Origin of the sequence: Shimia marina, from assembly GCF_001458175.1 — a bacterium.
Classification (GTDB): Bacteria; Pseudomonadota; Alphaproteobacteria; order Rhodobacterales; family Rhodobacteraceae; genus Shimia; species Shimia marina.
On record NZ_CYPW01000027.1, the window covers coordinates 73892 to 98434 of the forward strand.

At 58.4% G+C, this 24543-nt stretch carries 26 protein-coding genes and 1 tRNA gene; 21 read left to right on the forward strand and 6 right to left on the reverse strand.

The genetic code is table 11. From position 1 onward, the window contains the following. Nucleotides 1–70: 70 nt before the first annotated feature. Both SHM7688_RS13050 and SHM7688_RS13055 read left to right on the forward strand, forming a co-directional pair. The gene (locus SHM7688_RS13050; RefSeq protein ID WP_503167634.1) at nt 71–1390 is read left to right on the forward strand and encodes an NAD(P)/FAD-dependent oxidoreductase; all 1320 of its coding nucleotides are present in this window, start codon (nt 71–73) and stop codon (nt 1388–1390) included. 10 nt (nt 1391–1400) lie between these two features. Next, nucleotides 1401–1754: a DUF5368 domain-containing protein gene (locus SHM7688_RS13055; RefSeq protein WP_058240386.1), complete on the forward strand. Its 354-nt coding sequence runs from the start codon at nt 1401–1403 to the stop codon at nt 1752–1754. Between the two features lie 13 nt (nt 1755–1767). Here SHM7688_RS13055 and SHM7688_RS13060 read toward each other — a convergent pair whose 3' ends face one another. Continuing rightward, the gene (locus tag SHM7688_RS13060; protein WP_058240387.1) at nt 1768–2625 is read right to left on the reverse strand and encodes a helix-turn-helix domain-containing protein; all 858 of its coding nucleotides are present in this window, start codon (nt 2623–2625) and stop codon (nt 1768–1770) included. Between the two features lie 112 nt (nt 2626–2737). Between SHM7688_RS13060 and SHM7688_RS13065 the strand changes: the two genes are divergently transcribed. Both SHM7688_RS13065 and SHM7688_RS13070 read left to right on the forward strand, forming a co-directional pair. Continuing rightward, nucleotides 2738–2941, forward strand: a complete 204-nt coding sequence (locus SHM7688_RS13065; RefSeq protein ID WP_058240388.1) for a DUF2061 domain-containing protein — start codon at nt 2738–2740, stop codon at nt 2939–2941. 91 nt (nt 2942–3032) lie between these two features. Continuing rightward, the gene (locus tag SHM7688_RS13070; RefSeq protein ID WP_058240389.1) at nt 3033–3935 is read left to right on the forward strand and encodes an EamA family transporter; all 903 of its coding nucleotides are present in this window, start codon (nt 3033–3035) and stop codon (nt 3933–3935) included. A gap of 17 nt (nt 3936–3952) precedes the next feature. On the opposite strand, the gene SHM7688_RS13075 is transcribed toward SHM7688_RS13070, so the two are convergent. Together SHM7688_RS13075 and SHM7688_RS13080 are read right to left on the reverse strand one after the other, a co-directional pair. Next, nucleotides 3953–4660, reverse strand: a complete 708-nt coding sequence (locus tag SHM7688_RS13075) for an NUDIX hydrolase (RefSeq protein ID WP_058240390.1) — start codon at nt 4658–4660, stop codon at nt 3953–3955. 40 nt (nt 4661–4700) lie between these two features. Beyond that, nucleotides 4701–5081, reverse strand: a complete 381-nt coding sequence (locus SHM7688_RS13080; RefSeq protein WP_058240927.1) for a DUF983 domain-containing protein — start codon at nt 5079–5081, stop codon at nt 4701–4703. Between the two features lie 257 nt (nt 5082–5338). Here SHM7688_RS13080 and SHM7688_RS13085 point away from each other — a divergent pair, with 257 nt between their 5' ends. From SHM7688_RS13085 to SHM7688_RS13100, 4 genes are all read left to right on the forward strand, one after another. Then, nucleotides 5339–5932 (forward strand): EF-hand domain-containing protein, encoded by a 594-nt coding sequence (locus tag SHM7688_RS13085; RefSeq protein ID WP_083499059.1) that lies wholly within the window; start codon nt 5339–5341, stop codon nt 5930–5932. Nucleotides 5933–6012: 80 nt separating this feature from the next. Further along, nucleotides 6013–6597: an RNA polymerase sigma factor gene (locus tag SHM7688_RS13090; RefSeq protein WP_058240392.1), complete on the forward strand. Its 585-nt coding sequence runs from the start codon at nt 6013–6015 to the stop codon at nt 6595–6597. After that, nucleotides 6590–6976: a hypothetical protein gene (locus SHM7688_RS13095; protein ID WP_058240393.1), complete on the forward strand. Its 387-nt coding sequence runs from the start codon at nt 6590–6592 to the stop codon at nt 6974–6976. The genes SHM7688_RS13090 and SHM7688_RS13095 overlap by 8 nt, the downstream gene beginning before the upstream one ends. Before the next feature lies 1 nt (nt 6977). Further along, nucleotides 6978–7493, forward strand: a complete 516-nt coding sequence (locus tag SHM7688_RS13100) for a periplasmic heavy metal sensor (protein WP_058240394.1) — start codon at nt 6978–6980, stop codon at nt 7491–7493. Between the two features lie 132 nt (nt 7494–7625). On the opposite strand, the gene SHM7688_RS13105 is transcribed toward SHM7688_RS13100, so the two are convergent. After that, on the reverse strand, nt 7626–9047 hold the full coding sequence (locus tag SHM7688_RS13105; RefSeq protein ID WP_158500700.1) for a diguanylate cyclase: 1422 nt from the start codon (nt 9045–9047) through the stop codon (nt 7626–7628). 84 nt (nt 9048–9131) lie between these two features. Between SHM7688_RS13105 and SHM7688_RS13110 the strand changes: the two genes are divergently transcribed. The 5 genes from SHM7688_RS13110 (at nt 9132) to SHM7688_RS13130 (ending at nt 13846) form a co-directional block, all read left to right on the forward strand. Further along, a complete protein-coding gene (locus tag SHM7688_RS13110; protein WP_058240396.1) occupies nt 9132–9416 on the forward strand; it encodes a DUF3572 domain-containing protein in 285 nt (94 codons plus the stop codon). A 123-nt stretch (nt 9417–9539) separates the two neighbouring features. After that, on the forward strand, nt 9540–10232 hold the full coding sequence (locus SHM7688_RS13115) for an HAD family hydrolase (RefSeq protein WP_058240397.1): 693 nt from the start codon (nt 9540–9542) through the stop codon (nt 10230–10232). A gap of 203 nt (nt 10233–10435) precedes the next feature. Next, a complete protein-coding gene (locus SHM7688_RS13120) occupies nt 10436–12187 on the forward strand; it encodes a DUF4153 domain-containing protein (RefSeq protein WP_058240398.1) in 1752 nt (583 codons plus the stop codon). 61 nt (nt 12188–12248) lie between these two features. After that, on the forward strand, nt 12249–12836 hold the full coding sequence (locus SHM7688_RS13125) for a heme NO-binding domain-containing protein (RefSeq protein WP_058240399.1): 588 nt from the start codon (nt 12249–12251) through the stop codon (nt 12834–12836). Between the two features lie 5 nt (nt 12837–12841). Then, nucleotides 12842–13846, forward strand: coding sequence for a GGDEF domain-containing protein (locus tag SHM7688_RS13130; protein WP_058240400.1), 1005 nt, complete (start codon nt 12842–12844; stop codon nt 13844–13846). Nucleotides 13847–13890: 44 nt separating this feature from the next. Here the strand turns inward: SHM7688_RS13130 and SHM7688_RS13135 are convergent, their stop codons facing one another. After that, nucleotides 13891–14796 (reverse strand): LysR family transcriptional regulator, encoded by a 906-nt coding sequence (locus SHM7688_RS13135; protein WP_058240401.1) that lies wholly within the window; start codon nt 14794–14796, stop codon nt 13891–13893. 173 nt (nt 14797–14969) lie between these two features. Here SHM7688_RS13135 and xdhA point away from each other — a divergent pair, with 173 nt between their 5' ends. The 6 genes from xdhA to kynU all read left to right on the forward strand — a co-directional run bounded on the left by xdhA (nt 14970) and on the right by kynU (nt 23170). Next, nucleotides 14970–16421, forward strand: coding sequence for a xanthine dehydrogenase small subunit (gene xdhA, locus SHM7688_RS13140; protein ID WP_058240402.1), 1452 nt, complete (start codon nt 14970–14972; stop codon nt 16419–16421). Between the two features lie 11 nt (nt 16422–16432). After that, on the forward strand, nt 16433–18745 hold the full coding sequence (gene xdhB / locus SHM7688_RS13145; protein WP_058240928.1) for a xanthine dehydrogenase molybdopterin binding subunit: 2313 nt from the start codon (nt 16433–16435) through the stop codon (nt 18743–18745). Continuing rightward, on the forward strand, nt 18742–19581 hold the full coding sequence (xdhC, locus tag SHM7688_RS13150) for a xanthine dehydrogenase accessory protein XdhC (protein WP_058240403.1): 840 nt from the start codon (nt 18742–18744) through the stop codon (nt 19579–19581). The genes xdhB and xdhC overlap by 4 nt, the downstream gene beginning before the upstream one ends. A 30-nt stretch (nt 19582–19611) precedes the next feature. Further along, the gene (gene guaD, locus SHM7688_RS13155; protein ID WP_058240404.1) at nt 19612–20901 is read left to right on the forward strand and encodes a guanine deaminase; all 1290 of its coding nucleotides are present in this window, start codon (nt 19612–19614) and stop codon (nt 20899–20901) included. A 233-nt stretch (nt 20902–21134) separates the two neighbouring features. Continuing rightward, the gene (locus SHM7688_RS13160; protein WP_058240405.1) at nt 21135–21974 is read left to right on the forward strand and encodes a tryptophan 2,3-dioxygenase; all 840 of its coding nucleotides are present in this window, start codon (nt 21135–21137) and stop codon (nt 21972–21974) included. A 2-nt stretch (nt 21975–21976) separates the two neighbouring features. Continuing rightward, complete coding sequence (gene kynU / locus SHM7688_RS13165; RefSeq protein ID WP_058240406.1) at nt 21977–23170, forward strand: kynureninase; 1194 nt, start codon at nt 21977–21979, stop codon at nt 23168–23170. A 77-nt stretch (nt 23171–23247) separates the two neighbouring features. On the opposite strand, the gene SHM7688_RS13170 is transcribed toward kynU, so the two are convergent. Then, nucleotides 23248–24153: a GNAT family N-acetyltransferase gene (locus tag SHM7688_RS13170; protein ID WP_058240407.1), complete on the reverse strand. Its 906-nt coding sequence runs from the start codon at nt 24151–24153 to the stop codon at nt 23248–23250. A gap of 45 nt (nt 24154–24198) precedes the next feature. On the opposite strand from SHM7688_RS13170, the gene SHM7688_RS19900 reads away from it, so the two are divergent. After that, a complete protein-coding gene (locus tag SHM7688_RS19900; protein ID WP_188128101.1) occupies nt 24199–24342 on the forward strand; it encodes a hypothetical protein in 144 nt (47 codons plus the stop codon). A 126-nt stretch (nt 24343–24468) separates the two neighbouring features. Then, nucleotides 24469–24542 (forward strand) — tRNA-Gly (locus SHM7688_RS13175). Nucleotide 24543 lies beyond the last annotated feature (1 nt).

Consider the following 24543-nt stretch of genomic DNA (forward strand, 5'->3'; position numbering starts at 1 on the left):
AATTGATCTAAGTCAAAGTCATCTTTTGAATCTCATTCCATTAATGGAATGTGTTTAGGGAGACAAAGACTTGAGAGACATTTTGAAGGAGGCGCACAGTCGGCGCGCGTTTTTGAGCATGGCGGCGGGTGCGGGAGCCGTGGCTGCAACCGGCGGGGCGCGCGCGGCGCGGGCGCAGGTTCAGACCAAGGCGCATATCGTTATTTTGGGTGCGGGTGCGGCAGGTGCCGCGCTGGCCAACCGCCTGACGGAGCGGCTGGATGGGGCGCAGATCACGATTGTGGATGGGCGGGCTGAGCATTGGTATCAGCCCGGTTTCAGTCTGATTGCTGCCGGGCTCAAACCTGCCAGCTATTCCGTGAGCCAAACCACGGATTGGTTGCCCAAGGGTGTCACGCTGAAGGCGGACTGGGCGGCGGAAATCGACCCGGAAGCGCGCAAGCTGCGCCTACAGGCTGGTGAGACGCTGACCTATGACTATTTGATCGTGGCCACCGGGCTCACGCTGGATCATGCGGCGATTGAAGGTTTTTCGTTGGACCTTGTGGGCAAAGACGGGATTGGCGCGCTTTACGCTGGACCAGAGTACGCGGCACGTACATGGCAGGCGGCCTCTGCTTTTGTGGAGCAGGGCGGCGTCGGGATTTTCACGCGGCCAGCCACCGAAATGAAATGCGCCGGTGCGCCGCTCAAACATACGTTTCTGATTGACGACATTGCGCGGGATGCCGGCACACGAGGCAAAATGGACCTCACTTATGCCGCCAACAACAACAGCCTGTTTGGGGTGCCGATTGTGGCCGAGAAGGTGCGCATGCTGTTTGGGGACAGGGGCATTGATGCGCAATACGCGCATGTGCTGCGCGCCATTGAACCCGGCGCGAAGCGTGCGATTTTTGACACGCCAGAGGGGCGCGTTGAGCGAGACTATGATTATCTGCATGTGATCCCGCCGCAACGTGCGCCAGATGTGGTGCGTCAATCTGGTCTCAGCTGGGCGGATAAATGGGTCGATCAGGGCTGGGTTGAAGTGGATAAACACAATCTGCGCCATCGTCGTTATCCCGAAATCTTTGCGCTGGGCGATGTGGCGGGCGTGCCCAAGGGCAAGACGGCGGCCTCCGTCAAATGGCAGGTCCCTGTTGTGGAGGATCATCTGGTGGCGCAGATTGCCGGAGATACTGCAGAGACCAGCTATCACGGCTATACCTCCTGTCCGCTGATCACGCGGGTTGGGCGCGCGATGCTGATCGAGTTTGACTATAACGACAATCTGGTTCCGAGCTTCCCCGGAGTGATTGCTCCGCTCGAAGAACTTTGGATCAGTTGGTTGATGAAAGAGGTGGCTCTGAAGGCGACCTACAATGCAATGCTGCGCGGCAAGGCCTGAGGAGGGTGCGATGAAAGATCTGACGTTTGAAACTCTTTGGGCGGTGTTTGAGGAAGTCTTTGGTAAAGGACTATTCTGGGCCATGGTGCTGGCTGCTGTGGTGGTGACGCTGGCCTATCTTTTTGTGCTGATCCGGGATCGTGCGGTGAGTTGGCGCAAGTTCCTTTGGGCGCAGATGTCCATGCCGTTTGGGGCGCTGGGCGCGGTGCTGTTTGTGCAATGGGCCACAAAATCAAGCTTTGCCGATTTGGGCGGGCCCATTGATGTGATTGTCATGTTGATGGTGGCCGCCGTGGGCGCCATCGGTCTGGCCATTCTGGTCTATACGCTGGAGGCACTTCTGGTGCGGCGCGCCAGCGAATAAAAGAGGCGCGGTTTCAGCCATCTGTTTTGAGGGCTGAGACGTGATCAGCAAACTGGCGCGCCGGGATATCGGCCTGGCGTACCAGATCATCAAAATGCTCGGTGAAGCTTGTGACCCGTTCGGTGTCGCGAAAGGCCAGATAGTTCCGCCCCAGATAGAGCACCGCCAAGAGCGGGCCAAAGACCGTGATCGGGCTTGAGAACAGCCGGTGCGCATCAAACAGATAGAGCCGCATGCGGGGGTAGAGCTGAGCGCTGAGCGTGGCGAAATGTGCAAGCTGACGCGTACGGATCTCTTCGGGCAGGCCCGTATAGTAGCCTTCGCCGCGTGCAAAGGCCGCAAGCTCATGGCGCGGCAAGGCAATTTCGTAATCTGAAGGCGAGGATCGCATCCAATCAAGACGGTCACGGGAGGCATTGATGGCCTGTTCCGTCGTGCGCCCCAGATGGGCGGAGTATTCCCAGACCAGCATCTCATCAATTTTGAGCATATCGGGCAGGCCCGCTGGCACATGGCGGATTTTGTAGCCCGCCGCCTCTTTGTGCCAGGCAAAGATCTGTTCATCCACCAGCGCGCGGGGCGCTTTGGTCACCGTGAGCGCGTTGGCCAGTATATCAGCAGTGTTTTCCGGCCGATCGGTGAGCGACAGAAGCCAGTCGGCAGACACGCCCAGCGCCGCAGCACATTCACCCACGACCTGTGCATTGGGCAGCCGCGCGCCGCTGTCTTTCAAAAGCTGGCTGATGGTGGAGCGATCCACGCCAATATGACGAGCCAGCGCGGCCTGTGTCATGGCGCGGTCCTGCATGGCCGTGGCAAGGCGCTGGCGGAACCGATCCGCGCGCAAGCGTTTGTCGATAATTTCTATCATATGATGATAAATATCCCCAATGCAGATTTTTGTTAATTACATCCAGAATGCCGCAACATGCTTTGGGGTGCTACTGCTTTTGTGAAAAACCAAAGACATATGGGCTGAATTTATGGAAACACGCCGCCGCTCGCTTGTGAAAGCTGTGATCTGGAATGTGATTGGCATTGTGTCCATGACCTTGGTGGGGGTGCTGGCCACGGGCTCGGCCAGCCTTGGGGGGAAGATGGCGCTGATCAACACGGTGATCGGTTTTGGCTGTTACCTGATTTATGAGCGGGTCTGGTCCAATATCCATTGGGGGCGGCGCGGGTGATTGCCCGTCTAAGATCGCCGTACTGAGGGACGAACCGGCCGGAGGGCGAACGGGACGTGACAATGTCAGGGGGGCAGGGCATGAAGGCGGCATGGAATTGTGGATCATTGCCTCTCTCGCCGCTGCGGGTTTTCAGACCGTACGCTTCATGTTGCAGAAACATCTGGCGCAGGTGTCGCTTTCGGCCGCTGGCGCCACGTTTGCGCGGTTTGTCTATTCTGCGCCGCTGGCCTTTGGGCTTTTACTTGCGCTGGTGCTGAGCGGGCGGGTGAGCCTGCCGCCTTTGCCGCTGGCGTTCTGGGGATATGGTATTGTGGGCGGCGCAGCGCAGATTACGGCGACGGTCTGTACTGTCATGCTGTTTGGGCGCCGCAACTTTGCCGTGGGTATGGCGTTTATCAAGACCGAAGTGCTTTTGACGGTGCTGGTTGGGTTGCTGGTGCTTGGGGAAAGCGTGAGCCTGACCGGGTTGTTGGCGATTGTGCTGGGGGTCTGTGGTGTGTTGATCCTGTCTGGGCCGATTGAAAGTGGGCAGCAGGGCTGGCGGCGGATTTTGACGCCTTCCGCTGCGCTGGGTCTCAGTGCTGGCGCGCTTTTTGGGGTCTCGGCAGTGTGTTATCGCGGGGCGTCATTGCAGGTGGCGGTGGATGCGCCCATGGCGCGCGCGCTGATCACCCTTGCGGCGGTGACCATGATGCAGATGCTGGGCATGTGGCTCTGGCTGAGGATGCGTGAGCCGGGAGAAGCGCGCCGTGTGCTGGGGGCCTGGCGCAGCGCGAGTTTCGTTGGCGTGACCAGCATGGCGGGCAGCTTCTGTTGGTTCACCGCCTTTACGCTGCAAAACGCGGCATATGTGAAAACCGTTGGGCAGATCGAGTTGGTCTTTGGCATTTTGGGCACGGTGTTGATCTTCCGTGAAACCATCAGCCGCCGGGAATATCTGGGGATGGGGCTGCTGGCCGCGTCGATTTTGGCACTGATCCTATTGGGCTGAACCGGACCTGCCGCGGTTCAGTGATCCTGTGTGCGGCCGTGTAGGCGCATGAAGAGGCTCTCTTCGTCATCGTTCCGGAAGAAGGGCACAGCCTCTGGCGGGGTGCGATCGGTGATGCGGGCTTCGATTTCGGCCAGAACCACCTCGGTGATGAAGGGCAGATCAAAGCCGCGCACGTCTTTGATGGGGATCCACTGAAGGTGGGAGAGTTCTTCGCAGGCGGCGGAAAAATCATCCAGATCGCTGACAATCTCCTCTGCATCCAGCAGGAAGAAACGCGCATCAAAGCGGCGCGGACGGCCCGGAGGCGTGATGGCGCGGAAGACAAATTGCAGCGCCTGCGCATCCGGCACATGGCCGGTGGCGGCGTAGCTTTCCCAATCTGCTGGGGGGGTAACCGCCCAGGTGCCGGGGCGGCCCAGAATGAGCCCGGTTTCTTCCCAGAGTTCCCGGATTGCCGCAGCGGCCAGCGCGGGGAGGATGCTGGCATTGGTATCTGCGCGCAAATCCTCAAGCAGGCGTGTGCCGCAAAAGTCCGAAATGGGGGCAGCCAGAGGGATGTGGGCATCCCCGGGATCCACGGCACCGCCGGGGAACACCACTTTGTTGGGCATGAACGCCGCTTTGGCACCGCGCTGTCCCATCAGGATGGCTGGGTTGGTGTCGCGGTCACGCACCACAATCACCGTTGCGGCATTGCGAATGGCGGTTTTGTCGATGCTCATTGTGATGTGCTCCCCTCGCGTCGCGGGGTGGCGCCGGGTCTTATTCGAACCCGTGCATCCGGCGCGCCCATTGGAACGCAACCACACACCCCTTCATTCTGGGGAGAAGGTAGAGGGAGAGGCCGACACAGCCAACCGCAAAAACGGTAAAAAGGATCCAAGGATCTGGGCGCCAGTGCACGAAGGCCACATGAAGCAGCGGTGCCAGAAGGTGGCCCACGATCAGAATGGTCAGATAGGCCGGGCCATCATCGGCGCGGTGGTGGTGAAATTCTTCTTTGCAGACCGGGCAGTGGTCACGCACTTTCAGATAGCCTTTGAGCATCGGGCCTTCGCCGCAATTCGGGCACTTGCACCGAAAGCCGCGCAAAAGCGCCTGTTTCATGGGTCTTTCTTCGATGGTCACTGTGGAATCGGTCATCTCGGGTCCTCGCTGTTCGCTGCGCCAAGATGTGCCCGTTCGCGCAAACATGAAAGAGGTCAAAAGGACTTGCGTCGCGATGTCGCAAATCCGGCTGGGCAGCGTCGGCACGGTAGCATTTCTTTTTGTCTCTTTTCAGTCGGTTAGAAAAAAAGATGCAGAAAATGCGACGGAACTGCGGAGCGCGGGCGTTTTAGGATCACTGAACAGGCGATGAGCCGGCGCCGGAAACGGCCCTTAACCAGGAGAGTATTGAGATGAAGAGCACTATGATCATCGGAGCCGTTGTTGTTGCAGCCCTGGGCGTGACTGCGGTGGGAGCCGCTGCGAAAGAAGGCGGCAAGATGCGCCACCATCGGGGCCACATGCTTAACTTTGAGCAGTTGGATACAAATGCGGATGGCTTTGTCACCCCCGAGGAACTGGCGGCACAGGCACAAGCACGGTTTGACGCAATGGATGCGGACAAAGATGGCGGCCTCACGCTGGAAGAGCTCAAGGCGCATGCCGAAGCAAACGGCAAAGACCGTATGGTGAAAGGCGCGGAGCGGATGTTTTCGCGCAAAGATGCGAATGGGGATGGCACATTGAGCCCGGAGGAAATGATGCCCAGTACAGAGCGTCAGGCCAAGATGCTTGGCAAGTTTGACACGGATGGTGACGGAAAAATCTCCATCGCAGAATATGAGGCTGTCACCGCAGACCGTCAGAGCAAGCGCGCGGCCCATAAGGCAGAGATGTTCAAAAAGCTGGATACCAATGGCGATGGCACCATCAGCCAAGAGGAATGGGATGCCGCGAAAGAGGCGCGCGGCAGCAAAGTCCGTGGGGCAGATGCGCAGAGCAACTGATCCTTGAGACAGGCAGACCTCGGGCGGCAGCGGTTGCCCGAGATTGCAACCCGCATGAAGAGACGCTAGCCATCGAGACTATGACGATGCCCTACGATCAACAGGATGATGTCCCTGATGATACCTTGTTGGTGCTTTATGCCAATGGGGACGACACGGCGGCGCGCGCGCTGACGCTGAGGCTGACGCCTCGAGTGTTTTCGCATGCGTTTCGCATGTTGGGAGATCGGGCAGAGGCAGAGGATGTGGCGCAGGAGGCCATGATCCGCCTGTTTCGCCAGGCACCGGAGTGGCGACAAGGGGAAGCCAAGGTCACCACATGGTTATATCGCGTCACGGCCAATCTGTGTACGGATCGGCTGCGCAAAGCCAAGGGGGTGGCGCTTGATGTGATTGCCGAGCCTGAGGATGACGCCAAAACGGCGGCGCAATCTATGCTGGATCAGGCGCGGTCAGAGGCTCTACAAAGGGCTTTGGCGACTTTGCCTGAGCGGCAAAGAGAGGCGGTGGCCTTGCGCCATTTACAGGGGTTGAGCAATCCGGAGATTGCAGAGGTCATGACGATCAGCGTTGAGGCTGTGGAAAGTCTGACGGCACGGGGAAAACGGGCGCTGGCTGCCGCTTTGGCGGATCAGCGCGAGGCACTGGGGTATACCGATGGCTGATAAGTTTGACGATGACATGCTGGATGATCTGTTTGCTGCCGCACGGTCCGACGTGCGTGTGGCACCCGACCCGGATTTGATGGCGCGCGTGCTGGCGGATGCCGAGGCGGTGCAAGCCTCTTGGGCGCGCGATGATGCCGGGGCCTGTGCCGAGGCCAGCACGCCCAGTCTCTGGCAGGGTATTCTGTCCGCTTTGGGGGGATGGGGCTCTTTGAGCGGCGTGGCTATGGCCGGTGTTGCCGGTGTTTGGATTGGCGTGGCGACCGGCTCTACGCTGATGACCAATACGCTTGGCCTTGATCTTTCTGGGACGGGTGCCCAAACCTATTTGTCCGATCTGGACGTGAGCTACGCCCTTGAACTGGACGTGGAGGAATAAAATGAGCGAAGAGAGCAAAACCAAAAACAGAAAGCGCGGTGTGATGCGGGCGCTTTTGATTGGATCGCTGGCGCTTAACCTGCTGATTGTAGGCGTTGTGGGCGGAGCCATCTTCAGTTTCAAACGCCATGGTTCAGACGGGGGAAGTGAACGCTTCAGCGCCCCCTTTGTGCGGGCGTTGAGCCATGAGGACAAGCGCGCGGTGGGGCGCGATATCCGGCGGTCTTTCCGAGAAGCTTCGGTGGATCGTAGTGGCGATCAGTTGCTGTATCAAGCCGCGCTGCAGCAGTTGCGCGCACAGCCTTTTGATGTGGATGCGCTGCAAGAAACGGTGGGCGCGCTCGATCAGGCAAGCGCGGATCGCCGGATGCTTGCGCGCCAGAGCTTTCTGAGCCGAATTGATGCCATGAGTGATGCCGAGCGTCTGATCTATGCCGATCGTTTTGAGGAGATGATCACGCGCAAGGATCGGGGTGGAAAGCATGATGGCAAACACGGGAACAAAAAACACCATTAAAAACACAACTGACCTTCGGTGACAGAGGGTTTTTGCAATTGAAATGCCGTGAAGATCACAAAAGCGCGCCCCGGGCGCGCTTTGCTTATTTGAGAGCACCGTTTGCCGAAGTGGGGAAGGCGGGCGCGCGCGTTAGGCGGCGGGCAAGGACAGGGTGACCTTGTCGCGGCCCTCGGCCTTGGCGCCATAGAGTGCCTGATCTGCGCGATCAATCAATGCGGAGGCGATGGCCTCATGTGATTTGGCGCAGTTGGGCAGAGCGTTTTTCTTGGCCTTGAGCATTTCACTGCCCATGGCCACCCCAATGCTGACCGTGACGGGGATCTGAATGTCACGCCCCCGCAGGGCAACAGGCTCCGTCCGCACGGCGTCGCACAGGCGCTCAGCAATCTTGGCCGCATCCTCAGCATTGTCAGTTTGTGCTACGATCAAGAATTCTTCACCGCCCATGCGGGCAATCAGATCGGTTTGTGACAGGCAGCGGCGCATCCGGCGCGCCACCTCGGCGAGCACCATATCCCCGGCGGCGTGGCCAAAGCGGTCGTTCACACGTTTGAAGTGATCCAGATCGGCCAGCATGACAGCGAAGTCCGCGCGTTGGGTGTCTGCATGCTGGGCCATTTTGGACAGATGCGGCATCGCATAGCGGCGGTTGAACAGGCCGGTCAGAGGATCCGTGACCGCCGCCGCAAGCCCATCGTCCACCCGTTTGCGCAGCCGGTCTGCAAGACGTTTGCGTGCGATCATACTGTCCAGACGCAGGGCAGCCTCTTCGGCATCAAAACCATCGCTCAGCACATCGTTGGCACCCAGATCGAGTGCGTTGACGCGGGCGGAGTCGTTATTTTCATCCAGCACGACCAACACGGCGGCTTCACGCGTGGTGGCGCGGGCACGGACCTCGGCCAGCAGGCGCAGCGCATCTTCTGGAAGGGCCGTTTGCAGGGAGATGACAATCGCATCCGGGGCACTAAACTGTGACATGTCGCGCATGATTTCAGGCAGCGGCTGGCTGCGCAGACCATAGGGCACAATGCGCTGCAACTGCCGGCACCATTCCTGGCCCGTCGCGGTGGAGTGGCCGGCAATCAGAACCTGCGCGGGGCGGTCAAAGCCCTGCATGGCGTCCGCCAGACCGGGCAGGCGGCCTGCCTGTTCACGCAGACGCAGCTCTTCATAGGAGTTGCGCGCGCGCATGATCGAGCGGATTCGCGCCAGAAGCGCGTCGGTGGTGACAGACATTTCAAAGGCGTCATCGGCGCCTGCGCGCAGAGCTGCGATGCGGTCCGCGCGGCTGCCATCGGTGTGCACAAGCAGGATGGGCAGATGGGCGAATGCGGGGTTCTCTTTGATCTTGGCGCAGAGCGTGAGCGCGCTCATGTCAACGAGATCTCCGCCCAGAACCAGAAGGTCTGGGAGATCTGCCTGAAGCAGATCCAAAGCCTCGCCAGCGCTGGCGGCCTGTTCGACTTGAACAAAGGCGCCGGCCAATTTGACTTTCAACAAGATACGGTTCGCCGAGATACTGTCGACGATCAAGACATGAGCTGCCATAAGAAAACCTGAAAACTGTGGAAAAAGGGACAAGGTCATAATGGCTGAGCAATGGTTAACAAACTCTTTCGAAAGTTTTGACAAATGAACATGTCTCAAGACTTTGCGGAAACCGTTGCGCTGAAGGCTTTGGGCTGGTTGGTGACCCAAGATGAGGTGGTTTCGGTCTTTCTTGGGGCTACTGGTGCGTCGGTTGAAGACCTGCGCGTGCGGGCGGGTGATTCTGACTTTATGGGGTCCGTGCTGGAATTCCTGACCATGGATGATGCCTGGGTTGTGGCCTTTTGCGATGCCAATGAGCTCGCCTTTGAGGTGCCTTTGCAGGCCGCACATCAGCTGCTGGGGGCATCTCGGGCCCATTGGACCTGAAACACTGCGCGGCGCATGTGTGGTTTTGCTTGCGTCAGCAGGGGACGCGGGGCACGGTGCTGCGATGAACGCAGATCTGGCAGGATTGCCGGGCGTAAGAGCGAAGACATCACAAAAGGCAATATGATGCGGGTTGACGGACTTCTGTTTGATAAAGACGGTACGTTGTTTGATTTCGGAGCCACCTGGAACGGTTGGGCGGCACAGATGATTGCGCGCTTTGCCGCGGGAGACACGGCTTTGGCAGGGCGCATTGCGCAAGCGTTGGAATATGATCTTCAGGCGCAGGCCTTTTTGCCAGAAAGTTTTGTCATTGCCGGGACCAATCGTGAAGCCGCAGAAGCGGTGGCAGGTGTTCTGCCTCAGGGTGATGTGGACCAGATTGAGACGGATCTGATGCTGGCTGCTGCGGAGGCACCTTTGTCGCCTGCTGTCCCGCTTGGGCCGCTGATGGACGGGTTTTTGAGCCATGGCTTGCAGCTTGGCGTGATGACCAATGATACCGAATACGGGGCGCGGGCGCATCTGCGTGAAGCAGGTGTTGAGGATCGTTTTGGCTTCATTGCCGGGTTTGACAGCGGATTTGGGGCCAAGCCGGACCCTGCGCCGCTTTTGGCATTTGCGGATCATGCCGCCTTGTCACCGGGCCGCGTGGCCATGGTGGGCGACAGTACGCATGATTTGATCGCGGGACGCCGTGCAGGGATGCAGACCGTGGCTGTTCTGACCGGGGTGGCCGGGACGGAAGAGTTGGCCCCACTTGCGGATGTGGTTCTGACCAATATTGGGCATCTCCCGGATTGGGTGAGCAGCTGAGTGGCAGTTGCGCTTGAGCGCGCTGCTCTCATTCTGAGACGGTGATGGCCTGGGCTGTGCCCGAAATTCAACGTGACCTGTGCAATGGTGGCCTTATTTGTCGGGCGAGCCGGCCTATGTTTTGACTTAAGGTCAAGCGTCAAAGCATTGTTTTTCTGGGCCAAGAGCGATAGAGAATGCGCGACATTTGCAGGAGGGGAGCCATGCATACGCAAGAGGGGCGCACGGCAGCGGGGCGCGCTGAAATGGCTTTGGTTGGCGGCTTTGCCGGCCTTTCTATCTGGGCGCTTGTGGAGCAGATCCCCGAGGTCGTGACGCAGCCACATGCCTATCTGGCCGTCTTCAGCTTTGTGTCTGGTTTTTTTGCCGTGCTTCTTGGGTTGAGTGGTCCCTATCGGGTGGCCCGCTCCATCTGGCCCGCTCTGTGCCTTTCCGCTGTTGCGGCAGTGTTGTTTTTTGCGGCCGGTTTGCGCTTTGACACGTTGGAGACGTTTTTTGATGCAGGCTACCCGGCGATTGCCTGGGCGATCCTGCTTGCGGTTGGCACGCCATTTGCCGCTAGCCTTTTACGAGACCACCGCATGGTTTGGGACTATGTGCATCTGTTTGATGTGAGTTGGGGCATCCTTGTGCGCTATTCTGCCGCCTGGCTCTTTGCTGGAGTGTTCTGGGCGGTGGTGTTTCTGAGTGATGCGCTTTTGCAGATCGTTGGGCTGACGGTCATTGACGATCTGCTGGATATTGATGCTGTGCCCTATCTGATCACCGGAGTAGCGCTGGGGCTTGGCCTATCGGTGGTGCATGAAATGCGGGACTATCTTTCGCCTTTCCTTGTGCTTCGGCTCCTGCGCCTCCTCATTCCGGTTGTCCTGGCGGTGGTGGTGGTTTTTGTCATCGCTGCCCTGTTGCAGGATCCGGGGGCTTTGTTTGGCAGCCTGAGCCGGGCCGGAACCCTTTTGGCGGTGGCGGTTGCAATGATCAGCCTTGTCAGTGTTGCGCTAGATCGTGGGGATGCCGATGCCGTGCCAAGCGGGTGGATGCGCTGGGCCACCGGTGCGCTGGCGCTGCTCTTGCCGGTGATTGCCGCCCTCGCGGGCTATGCTTTGTGGTTGCGTGTTGCGCAGCATGGCTGGACACCACCGCGGCTTGCGGCGGTCTGTTCGGCGGGTATCGTGGCGATCTATGCGCTCACTTATGCTATCGCCGTTATGACCGGGCGCGGATGGATGCGGCGCATTCGGCAGGCCAATATTTTGATTGCAGGTCTGGTTCTGGCGCTTGCAGCGCTGTGGTTGACGCCTCTCCTGAATGCAGAGCGGATTTCAAGCGCATCGCAGGTTGCGCGCATTCTTCGGGAGGATCTGTCACCCGCCGATGCACCGCTTTGGGAGTTGCAGAATGACTGGGGGCGTGCCGGACAACGTGGGCTGGATTTTCTGATCGCGCAGATGGGGAATGATCATCCGGAGTACGCAAAGGCGATTGCGGCCTTGAGTAAGGTGCCGAGCAAATGGGAATTGGAGCAGGTGACGCAGGATACGCGTGAGCTGCGCGATGCCAAGGCGTTGTTGAATTCTTTGAGCATCATTCCCGCAGAAGCTGATATTCAGGCGCAGAATTTGCTTGCTTGGTCCGGGTATCGCCTTAGAAACTGGGCGGAACTGTGCGAAAAACGGTCGGATCCTGGCTGTGTTTTGCTGCTCGGCGACTTTCAGCCGACACAATTAGGGAGAGAGGGTTTTTTGTTTTTGCCCACCAATGGACGAAATTTTACCGTTTTTAGTGTGTTTGAACGGGGGGCAGATCTTTTCATAGGTGCAAACGTGCCGACGGAGGGCGCCATGCAGGTGACCCGTGGACATGTTGAGCATATAATGGAGGGACGTTTTGAGGTTGCCCCCAGCAGCCGCAATTCCTTGTGGATTGGTGCGTTGGAGTTGTTTCCAGAATTCTGACGTGTTGGGGAAATCTTAAGATAGGTCGTGTCATAGTGCGTATGACGGAAGAGGTGTACTGATGCATGGGTTGATCAACAGAGCAATACAATGCTTTGTCCGCGACAGCTATGGGCAGTCGCGCTGGATTGAGGTGACCCGTCTTGCCAGCGTGGAGACCACGGACTTTGAGGCGATGCTGCACTATGAAGATAGTGTGACCGATGATCTGATCATGGCTAGCGCTAAAGTCATCGGCGCGCCGCGTGAAACCATCCTCGAAGACATCGGCACCTATCTGGTCACGCATCCCAACGTTGAGGCACTGCGACGGTTGCTGCGATTTGGCGGGCTGGATTTTGTTGAGTTTCTGCAGTCCTTGGATGACCTGCCCGAACGGGCGCGGTTGGCCGTTGATGATCTGATTTTGCCATCGCTTGAGCTGCGGGAGCATTCGTCAGAGTGTTTTAGCCTGACCTGTCGTCATGATCAGTTGGGCTTTGGGCATGTGATGATTGGTATTTTGCGGACCATGGCCGATGACTATGGGGCTTTGGTGTTTCTGGAGCATCAAGGCGCGCAGCAGGATGCGGAGGTGATCGACATTACCTTGGTGGAAAGCGCTTTTGCAAGCGGTCGTGAATTTGAATTGGGAGCACGTGCAGGGTGAGCGAAATGGATCAGAATGGTGATCTTGTGGCCACTATGGATGTCCTGTGTCCGATGCATGTGCATTTGGACTGCGTTGGCAGGATTGTGCATGCTGGTCCGACGCTGGCGAAGCTATATCCGGATGGTGATCTGATTGGTCAGCGTTTTCTGGAGGCGTTTGAACTCAACCGTCCGCATGGTGTGAGCTCCATGGAATGCCTGTTGCAGGTGCAGGGGAAGAAGCTGCACCTCAAGAAGCGCAGCGATCCTCAGACCGGGCTTAAGGGGGTTCTGATGCCACATGGCGACGGGGCCATTGTCAATCTGAGCTTTGGCATTTCCATTCTGGACGCTGTGCGTGAGTATGAATTGAACGCCCGTGATTTTGCCGCGACCGATTTGACAATTGAGATGCTCTATCTGGTGGAAGCGAAGTCCGCTGCGATGGAGGCGAGCCGCAAGCTGAATCAGCGCCTGCAAGGTGCGAAGATTGCAGCAGAAGAGCAGGCCTATACCGATACGTTGACTGGGCTAAAGAACCGCCGCGCGCTGGATTACATCTTGCCGCGGATGGTGGAGGAAACCACGCCCTTTGGGCTGCTGCATGTGGATCTTGATTTCTTTAAAGAGGTCAATGACACCAAAGGGCATGCGGCGGGGGATCTGGTCTTGCAGCATGTGGCCAAGGTCCTTGTGGACAGCAGCCGGGACGATGATGTGGTGGCCCGTGTCGGCGGTGATGAATTTGTACTGGTTATCAATGGCACGACGGATGCCGATGTTCTGGGGCGGATTTCTCAGCGGATCATCAAGGAAGTGGAGCGTCCTGTGCCCTACAAGGACAGCCTGTGTCAGGTGTCTGCGAGTGTTGGGATTGCTATCCATACCGGTGAGGTTGGGGCCTCGGTTGATCAGTTGATGGCGGATGCGGACGCGGCACTTTACGCGTCCAAGCATGATGGGCGCGCGACCTTTACATTGTTTACGCCGGACCTGCGCGACAGTGGGCCGTTGGCGCTGCATTCCTGAGTTTCGGATATCTGCTACCTGCAAGTGGCGTGGCGCGCGGCCGGTCAAAGGCGCGCGATCGCCTGTCGGCTTTCGGTGGTGATGAAGTCCACAAATAGGCGCACCTTGGGATCTTGCAGTTTGCGGTGTGGGTAGAGGCAGCCAAAGGCCGCAGGGACTGGTGGGGTATCTGGCAGCACTTCCACCAAGGCACCGCTTTTCAGATGGGCGGCCACATCAAAGCGGGGTTTGTTGGCCACGCCAGCCCCGTCCAACGCCCATTGGGTGAGCACATCCCCATCATCCGCATCAAACCGGCCTTTGGCCTCAATCTTCTGAGGGCCATTTGGTGTTTGTAGCGTCCAAAAATATTCTGGAGACCTTGGAAAGCGCAACAAAAGGCAATTGTGTTTGGCCAGAAGCTCTTCCGGGGTCTGCGGTATGCCTGCGCGGGCGAGGTACTCGGGTGCGGCAACCAGCACGCGGTCACAATCTGCAATCTTGCGCAGCTTGAGATTGCTGTCTTGCAGCTCGCCCAGCACGAAGGCCACATCCAACCCATCTTCGAAGATGTCGACCTTGCGATCAGACAGACGCAGGCGCACATCCACATTGGGGTGCAGATCGGTGAAGGTCGGGATCAGAGGTGCGATGATGCGCCGCCCCACGCCCAAAGGGGCGGTGACGCGGATGGTCCCCCGAGGGGTATCGGAAAATCCTGCCACCACCGCTTCGGCCTCATCGAGCGTTTCAATCACCTTGCGGGCGTGATCATAAAACACCTTGCCCACTTCGGTGGGGGAGAGGTGGCGGGTTGTGCGATTGAAAAGCCGCACCCCCAGCCGTGTTTCCAACTCCTTGACGCGGTTTGAAGCCACCGCTGGTGTGAGGCGCAGATCGCGACCTCCGGAGGTGATGGACCCCAGCTCCACAACGCGTACAAACACACGCAGGCTTTCAAGATATGGCATGGCAGTCCTTTGTGTGGCTGATCTCGCTTTTGCCCAATTTAGTGGCGAATGCGCTTGTCATTTTCAATAAATCATTGAAATAGATTTGCCAAAACCCACGTTTCGGTCAAGTCTTGAGCCTTGCTACACTGATGTGTGGCCAAAGACGTGCCGACTCCCAGCAAGAGGTCAGGATGCAGCACCGCAGCGAAATACGGTTTCTTCTCAACGGGCGCGATATGGCGCTTTCGGATGTGGGCGCAGATGATACGCTCCTTGATTTTCTGCGTCTTGATCAGCGCCTTACCGGGAGTAAGGAAGGCTGTGCTGAAGGCGATTGTGGCGCTTGTACCGTGATGGTTGGGCGGCTCACGCCAGAGGGGCTGCGGTATGAAACGGTGAATGCCTGTATTCGCTTTCTGGCCTCGCTGGATGGCTGTCATGTGGTGACCATTGAGTATCTTGGCGGCCCAAATGGGCGTTTGTCGCCGGTGCAGCAGGCCATGGTGGAGTATCATGGCAGCCAATGTGGCTTTTGTACGCCAGGTATTGTGATGTCGCTTTATGCGCTGTGGATGGCGCATGCACGGCCCACTGTCCGGCAAGTGGAAAGCGCGCTGCAGGGCAACCTGTGTCGGTGCACCGGCTATGCGCCGATCATTCGCGCCGCACAGGCGGTGACGGACTATGGCACGGCCTCCGCCGAGCATTTGGCCACGGAGCGGGACAGCGTGACTGCGCGTCTGACAGCTATGCGTGATGGGCGTCGGGTCGATATTTCCAAAGGCGATAGCCGCGCAATCCTGCCTGCGGATGTGGATGATCTGGCCGCGGTTCTGAAAGCTGCGCCAGAGGCAACCATTGTGGCGGGGTCCACCGATGTCGGGCTTTGGGTGACCAAGTTTTTAAAGCGGATTTCTTCGGCGGTGTTCATTGGCCAATTGGACGGCTTGAAAGAGATCACAGTGACCGAGGATGCGGTGACATTTGGCGCCGGGGTGACCTATACTGAGGCGCAGGATGTGATTGCGCAGCATTATCCGCATCTGGTGGCCTATTGGGATCGTATCGCGGGTTGGCAGGTGCGCAATATGGGCACAATTGGGGGCAATATCGCCAACGGCAGCCCGATTGGAGACACGCCGCCGGTATTGATTGCGCTGGGCGCGTCGATCACCCTGCGTAAGGGCGATGCGCGACGGCAGCTGCCACTTGAAGCGTTTTTCCTCGACTATGGCAAGCAGGACCGCGTCGAGGGAGAGTTTGTTGAGAGTATCACCATTCCGCGCGTCGCAGGTGGCTATCATGCGGCCTACAAGATTTCCAAACGGCGCGAAGAGGATATTTCCTCGGTGGCTGTGGGGATGCAGGTGACGGTGGAGGCAGGGGTGATCACAGCCGCGCGTCTGGCCTTTGGAGGTATGGCGGGCGTGCCCGCGCGCGCGGCGGCGGCAGAGGCGGCATTGCTTGGCCAGTCCTGGAGCGAGGCCAGCCTGTTGGCGGCGGCAGAGAAGCTGCCAGAGGATTTCCAGCCTTTGAGCGATATGCGCGCCACGGCCGATTATCGCATGAAAGTGGCGCAGAACCTGTTCCGCCGCTTCTGGCTGGAACAGTCCGGCGCAGACGCGCGGCTGGAACGGGCGTGAGGAGTGAGATGATGAAACAGACCGTTGCGATACGCGGTGCAGCGCATACTGACCACATCCACGACAGCGCCTTTAAACATGTGATGGGGGCGGCCGAGTATTGTGATGACATCGCCGAACCCGTGGGCACGCTGCATGCCTATTTTGGCACCGCCAAAGTGGCCCATGCCAAAATTGTCTCTATGGACCTGAGCGCGGTGCGCGCAGCCCCCGGTGTGGTGGGCGTGCTGACCGCAGAGGATGTGCCCGGGGTGAATGATGTGAGCCCTACGGGGCGGCATGATGAGCCGCTGTTTGCCACCGAGAAGGTCGAATTCTGGGGGCAGGTGCTCTTTGCTGTGGTGGCCGAAAGCCGCGACATTGCCCGCCGCGCGGTGGAGCTGGCAGAGATTGACTATGCGCCGCTGGATCACGTGATTGAGGCGGATGAAGCGATTGCGCGTGGCTATCCGCATGTGACCGATCCCATGACCTTGCAACGGGGGGATGTGGCCGTGGGGCAGGCGAGCGCTGCCCACCGTATTCAGGGACAGATGCGTATTGGCGGGCAGGATCATATGTATCTGGAGGGGCATATTGCCTTTGCCATGCCCGGCGAGGATGACGATGTGATCGTGCATTCCTCCACTCAGCACCCAAGCGAGGCGCAGCATATGGTGGCGCATGTGCTGGGGGTGCCGAGCAATGCAGTGGTTGTGAATGTGCGCCGTATGGGCGGCGGTTTTGGTGGCAAGGAAAGCCAGATGAACCAGTTTGCTGCCGTGGCCGCCATGGCGGCAAAGAGGTGGAACCGGGCTGTGAAAATCCGTCCTGACCGCGATCAGGATATGGAAAGCACCGGCAAGCGCCATGATTTTGTCGTGGATTATGATGTGGCCTTTGATGGGGAAGGCCGGATTGCGGCGGTGGACAATGTCTTTGCCGCGCGCTGTGGCTGGACCTCTGATCTCTCTGGTCCGGTAACCGACCGCGCGCTGTTTCACGCCGACAACGCGTATTTCTACCCGCATGTGAAGCTGCAAAGCCGCCCGATGAAGACCAACACTGTCTCCAACACCGCGTTTCGTGGCTTTGGCGGGCCGCAGGGTGTTGTGGCGGCGGAGCGGATGATTGAGGAGATTGCCTACAGCCTTGGCAAAGACCCGCTGGAGGTGCGTAAGGCGAATTTCTACGGCACCACAGATCGCAATGTGACGCCCTACCACCAGACGGTGGAGGACAATGTCATGCCGCGGCTGGTGGAGGAGCTGGAACAGAATTCCGACTATCGGGCGCGCCGTCAGGCGGTGCTGGACCACAACGCTAAAGGTGGGATCATCCGCAAAGGTATCTCGCTCACCCCGGTGAAATTCGGGATCAGCTTTACCGCAACCTGGTACAATCAGGCCGGTGCTCTGGTGCATATCTATAATGACGGCTCCATCATGCTCAATCACGGCGGCACCGAGATGGGGCAGGGGCTCAATATCAAGATTGCCCAAGTGGTGGCCGAAGCCTTTCAGGTGGATGTGGACAGGATCAAGATCACCAAGACCACCACGGAGAAAGTGCCAAATACCTCCGCCACAGCGGCGAGTTCGGGCACGGATCTGAACGGGATGGCGGCGCTGAATGCCTGTGAGCAGATCAAGGAGCGGCTCATCCGCTGGGCCTGTGATCATTTTGAGGTCGAGGCGCTGTTGATACATTTTGCGCCCAATGAGGTGCATGTGGGCGATGAGGTGTTCCCCTTTGGGGAGTTCATCAAACAGGCCTATATGAGCCGGGTGCAGCTTTGGGCCGCAGGGTTTTACAAAACGCCGAAGATTCACTGGGATCGCGAAAAGGGACAGGGGCGACCGTTTTACTACTACGCCTATGGTGCGGCAGTGGCCGAGGTTTCGGTGGATATACTGACCGGGGAATATACCGTGGATCGCGTCGATGTGCTGCATGATGTGGGCAAGTCGCTGAATCCTGTGCTGGACAAGGGGCAGGTTGAGGGGGCTTTTGTGCAGGGCATGGGCTGGCTCACCACCGAAGAACTTTGGTGGGATCAGAAAGGCCAGCTTAAGACCCATGCGCCAAGCACCTATAAGATCCCACTGGCCGGGGATATTCCGCGCGAGTTCAACGTCAATCTGGCGGATTGGTCGGAAAACCGCGAGCTGACAATCAAACGCTCCAAAGCGGTGGGGGAACCGCCGTTTATGCTGCCGATCTGTGTGTTTGAGGCGCTGGGCATGGCGGTGGCCTCGGTGGCGGATTACGCCGAATGCCCGCGTCTGGATGCACCGGCCACGCCGGAGCGTGTGCTGATGGCGGTGGAGCGGATGCGCGGATGACCGCGGCGGACCTCATAGCATTCTTGGGCCGCAATCGCGCGGTGATGCGGGTGGAGATCACCCGTGTGCGGGGCAGTTCACCGCGCGAAGAAGGTGCTGTGATGTTTGTCGCCAAAGGTGAGATGGTGGGCACCATTGGCGGCGGCCAGCTTGAATATATGGCGTTAGATCAGGCGCGTAAGCTTCTGAATTTTGGCGAAGAGTCTGGCTTCATGGATGTGCCTCTGGGGCCAGAGATCGGCCAGTGCTGTGGTGGACGTGTGGAGATCACGCTCGCTTTGATGGGCGCGCAGGCGCGTGAAGAGGCGATCGCGCAGGTGACAAAGGATGCCGCGGCGATGCCGCATGTCTATGTCTTTGGGGCAGGTCATGTGGGCCGGGCCCTAGCGGATCAGTTTCAGCATTTGCCGCTGCGCTGCGTGCTGGTGGACAGTCGCAGTGCGGAGCTTGCTCTGTGTCAGGCACAGGTTGAAACGCGTCTCACCGCCCTGCCGGAGGCAGAGGTGCGCCATGCGCCAGCGGGCAGTGCCTTCATTGTACTGACACATGATCATGCGCTGGATTTCCTGCTGACCTCAGAGGTGCTTGCACGGCGTGATGCGCGTTGGGTCGGGATGATTGGATCAAACACCAAACGTGGGAATTTTGAGAGTTTTGCCCGCAGCACTTGTGCCGGGCTGATGACAGACACCCTTAACTGCCCCATTGGAAACAAGGATGGGGCAAGCGGTAGCCGCGATAAGCGGCCTGCGGTGATTGCGGCCATGGTTGTGGCCGAGGTGATCATTGCATTGACCTCTGAAACTGCCGCTCAACCCGTGGTCGCCCCCTCCTAAACCGGGCGGCTCTCACTCAAGAGGTCAAAAATGACACAGAAAATACTGCGCGGTCGCGTATTGAGTTTTGTTGCGGAGCCGCAGGGGCCGGAAGACACCGATAGTTTTGTCTATCACGAAGATGGCGCCCTATTGATTGCGGATGGCAAGATTCTGGCCATGGGGCCGTTTGATCAGGTTGCGCCAACGGCGCCGAGTGCCGCGGTTGTGGATCACCGTCCGCAGCTTTTGATGCCGGGATTCATCGACCTGCATCTGCATTTTCCGCAGGTGCAAGTGGTGGCAAGCTGGGGGTCGCAGCTTTTGGACTGGCTCAACAATTACACCTTCCCTGCGGAGTTGAGTTTTGCGGATGCGGGCCATGCCACGCGTATGGCAACGGCATTTTACGATCAGTTGACCGGCCATGGCACCACTTCTGCGATGGCGTTTTGCTCTGTCCATGAAACCTCTGCTGAGGCTTATTTTGCGGAGGCCGCACGGCGCAATATGTGCATGATCGGTGGCAAGGTCATGATGGACCGCAATGCGCCAGACGGGCTGCTAGACAGCCCGCAGAGTGGATATGATGCCAGCAAGGCTCTGATAACAAAATGGCACGGGCAAGGGCGCGCGCGCTATGCGATTTCGCCGCGTTTTGCGATCACATCAACGCCTGAGCAATTGGAGGCGGCGGGGGCTTTGGTTACAGAGCATCCGGAGTGCTATGTGCAGACGCATCTGAGCGAAAACCGGGATGAGATTGCCTTTGCTACCAGTCTTTACCCAGAGGCGCGGGATTATCTGGACATCTATGAAGCCGCTGGATTGGTCACAGATAAAATGTTCTTGGGCCATGCCATTCATTTGGAAGATCGCGAGATTGCAGCCATGGCAGAGCGGGGCGCGCATCCGGTGTTTTGCCCCACGTCCAATCTTTTCCTTGGCTCCGGGCTTTTTGATCAGGGTGGTCTGAAAGCGCGGGGCATTCAGAGCGGGATTGCCACGGATATTGGCGCGGGCACCAGTTATTCGATGCTTCAAACCCTCAATGAGGGCTACAAAGTGCTGCAATTGCAGGGCCAGGCGCTGCATCCCTATCAGGCGTTTCACTGGATCACACGCGGCAATGCACTGACGCTTGGTTTGGCACATGAGATTGGCACGCTCGACGCAGGCAGCGCGGCGGATGTGGTGGTGCTGGATGCGGCGGCGACCTCTGCGATGGCCTTGCGGATGGAGGCTTCGAAAACGCTGGCTGAGGAGCTGTTTGTTCTAATGATGATGGGGGATGATCGCGCGGTGGCGCAGACCTATGTCGCGGGGATAGCGCAGAAATAGGCGGGACTTTTGTGGCTGTAGGCGCGCGCTGGTGGGGGCCAGCCCCCACACCCCCGGAGTATTTGGGTCAGAAGAAGCCGGGGGCGCTTTGAAACTGCTGGCCGGGAGCTTTGGGTTTGTTGATTTTGGTGTTGGCAGCGTTGGCAGTCCAAAAGCTCTGTTTCTGGGGTTGTCGGTCTTTCCTCAGAGCGTAGGGTGGCAAAAAAATGCGGTTTTGCGGAGGGGAAGACCGAATGACTGACAAAGCCTATGACCCATCGGTGGATGGGGCCAAAATGTCCTTTAAAGATGCTATGTCCTATGGAGATTATCTGCATCTGGATGGGATTTTGACACAGCAACATCCCCAGAGTGATGCGCATGATGAACTCTTGTTTATTATTCAGCATCAGACCTCAGAGCTGTGGATGAAGCTCGCGCTGCATGAGTTGGGCGCTGCGCGTGAGGCGCTGAGGGAGGGGGATTTGAGCCATATGTTCAAAATGCTGGCGCGTCTCAGTCGGATTTTTGAACAGCTCAATTCGGCTTGGGATGTGCTGCGGACGATGACGCCTGCGGATTATACGCGATTTCGGGATGCTCTGGGGCCGAGTTCGGGGTTTCAGAGCCATCAATACCGGTTGATTGAATATGTTCTGGGCAACCGCAACCCCAATATGGTGAAACCCCACGCGCATGTGCCGGAGGCTAAAGCCGCATTGGAGTCAGAGCTGGCGCAGCCAAGCTTTTATGACGAGGTGATCCACTATCTGTTTGTCTCGCTGGATGGGGATGCGCGCGCAATGCCCGCACCGCAGTTGACGCAGCCGCACAAGGCGCAGCCAGCGGTTCAGGCGCGCTGGAAAACCGTCTATGAGGATGTGGACACGCATTGGCGGCTTTATGAGCTGGCTGAAAAACTGGTCGATCTGGAGGATTACTTCCGGCGGTGGCGGTTCAACCATGTCACCACGGTGGAACGGGTGATCGGCTTTAAACGGGGCACCGGCGGCACGTCGGGCGTTCAGTATCTGCGCAGGATGCTGGATGTGGAACTTTTTCCGGAACTTTGGCATCTGCGCGGAGACTTGTAAGCATGGGCGTTTCGCTTCCCAGAAAAGAGCTTTTTGATATTCCAGAGGGCGTGATCTATCTCGACGGCAATTCACTTGGCGTCTTGCCCAAAGGGGCCGCTGCCCGGGCGCAGCAGACCATCACAGAGGAATGGGGCGCACAGCTTATTCGCGCCTGGAACTCTGCGGGCTGGATGGCGTTGCCGCAGGTGGTGGGAGATCGGATTGCGGATTTGATCGGGGCTCCTGCGGGCTCTGTGGCCACCGGCGACACGCTGTCGATCAAAGTCTATCAGGCGCTTGCAGCCGCGTTGAAGATGCGGCCAGATCGCAAAGTCATCCTGAGCGACAATGGCAATTTCCCCTCCGATCTTTATATGGCGGAGGGGCTGATCAAGACCTTGGATCAGGGCTATACGCTGCGCACGCCCGCGCCAGAAGAGGTGATGGCGGCGATCACCGAAGAGGTTGCGGTGGTGATGTTGACGCAGGTGGATTACCGCTCTGGGCGCATGCATGATATGGCGGCCATCACCCAGCGCGCCCATGAGGTTGGCGCAGTGATGATCTGGGATCTGGCCCATTCTGCGGGGGCGGTTCAGCTCGACATGGCCGCAAGCAAGGCGGAATTTGCCGTTGGTTGTAGCTATAAATACCTCAATGGCGGGCCGGGCGCACCGGCGTTTATTTATGTGCGGCCTGATATTGTGGAGAGTATTGAGCCGGCACTGTCGGGTTGGCTTGGGCATGACGCGCCTTTTGCGATGGAGTTGAGCTATCGGCCTGCCTCCGCCACAGAACGCATGCGTGTGGGCACGCCCCCCATTTTGCAACTTGCTGTGCTACAGGAGGCGCTGACCGCGTGGGACGGGGTGGACATGGCCGAACTACGCGCCGCCTCTCAGAGGCTGTCGGATTTGTTTATCACTGAGGTGGAAAAGCGCTGCCCGATGTTGACGCTGGCCAGCCCGCGCGAGGCTTCCACGCGTGGCTCGCAAGTGTCATTTGCTTTTGAGCATGGCTATCTGGCCATGCAGGCGATCATTGATCGCGGGGTGATTGGCGATTTTCGGGCGCCCAATATCATGCGTTTTGGCTTCACGCCGCTCTATCTGGACGATGCAGACATCATTGCTGCGGCTGAGATCATTGAAGAGGTGATGGCCAAGGAGCTTTGGCGCGCAGAGAAATATAATGTCCGCTTACGGGTGACTTAGGCGTAGGTATTCTGCGAGATAAAATAGTATTGGGTGGGGGGAGATCCTCCCGCCCAGTTTTGACGCTTTCTGTTGTCTTACAGCGCTGAGGAATGGTCGGCCTGCGCTGCCACGGCCATCAGCCTGCGATCCAGCAGATTTAGGGGCGACATCAGACGCCCCAGCGGCGGCCACCATCCCCAAGTGCCGCCAAGCGCGCGGGGCTTGGCTCCGGTGCCGAGTTTGAAGCGTGCGAGCCCCGGGGCTTTGTCTGTATCAATGGTACCCAGTTCCAGCTGCGTGACACCTTTGGCGGATAGCCATTGCATGGCCTCCCAAAGCAATAAGTTATGAGCACAGAGGCTGCGGCCATGGGGGGTGCTGTGGCCAATGTGATAGCTTGCGCTGCGCCCATGACAGAGAAACAGCATGGCGGCGACCTCATGTTTGCCATCAAAGGCCGTGAAGAGTTTCGCAGCGCCGGGGTTCGCGCGCCCATAGGCTCGCGTCAGTTCCTCAGACCAGGTCTTGTAGCCGCGGGCGCTTTGTTGGTCCTGATCCTTTTGCAGCAGCCAGATGTCAGGTTTGCTGGGCAGGTTTTGGCGGGTGATGCGCAGGTTCTGACTTTGAGAAAATGTCAGGCGGTTGCGCCACTTCTGATGCATTTGGGCGCGCAGATCCCCAGTGAGAGACAGTTGCGCCACATAGCTGGGCGACATCAACCCCACCGCGCCCAGGGAAGCCAGCCAGGGTGCGGGATGATCCGGGCTGATCACCAAAAGCGATTTGTGTAAATTGGCTGCGCGCAAATTGTCGCCTAGGGTGTCGCGGCAGAGCTGTGCGCGCGGCAGCAGGGCGACAGGGAGTTTGCCAAAGCGACGCTGCAAAACCAGCGTGCCGTCAGATAAGGTGACACTTTGCCCGCCCACCATGGTGACGGCCTGACGGTATTCGCCGCTTTGTTGAAGCGGCTTGGCGGGGAGGGGCATTTGAGCATCAAACATAAGCTCATTAACACCTCAGAAACCTAATTCATGGTTAATGAAGTCATGAGAAAACCGAGTCACACCTCCGTATTTGGGCATAATCTGCCTGCGCAACGCTGGACAAAAGCCTCCGCTGTGCTTGTGGCGACGCTTCTTTCTGTGCCGGTGTTTGTCGTGCTGACAGCGATTGATTGGCTGTTTCTTTAAAGCGTTTTTCGCGCATCATCTCGATGGCGATGCGCCCGCTCGCAGAAATTCCCCGGAATTTGTCGTTAGTTGGCTGTGGCCCTATTGACGTCCCGCGACCGCTGAATTAGGAAAAGCGCATTCTTGGCGGGTATGGTGAAATGGTATCATAAGAGCCTTCCAAGCTTAAGGTGCGGGTTCGATTCCCGCTACCCGCTCCAA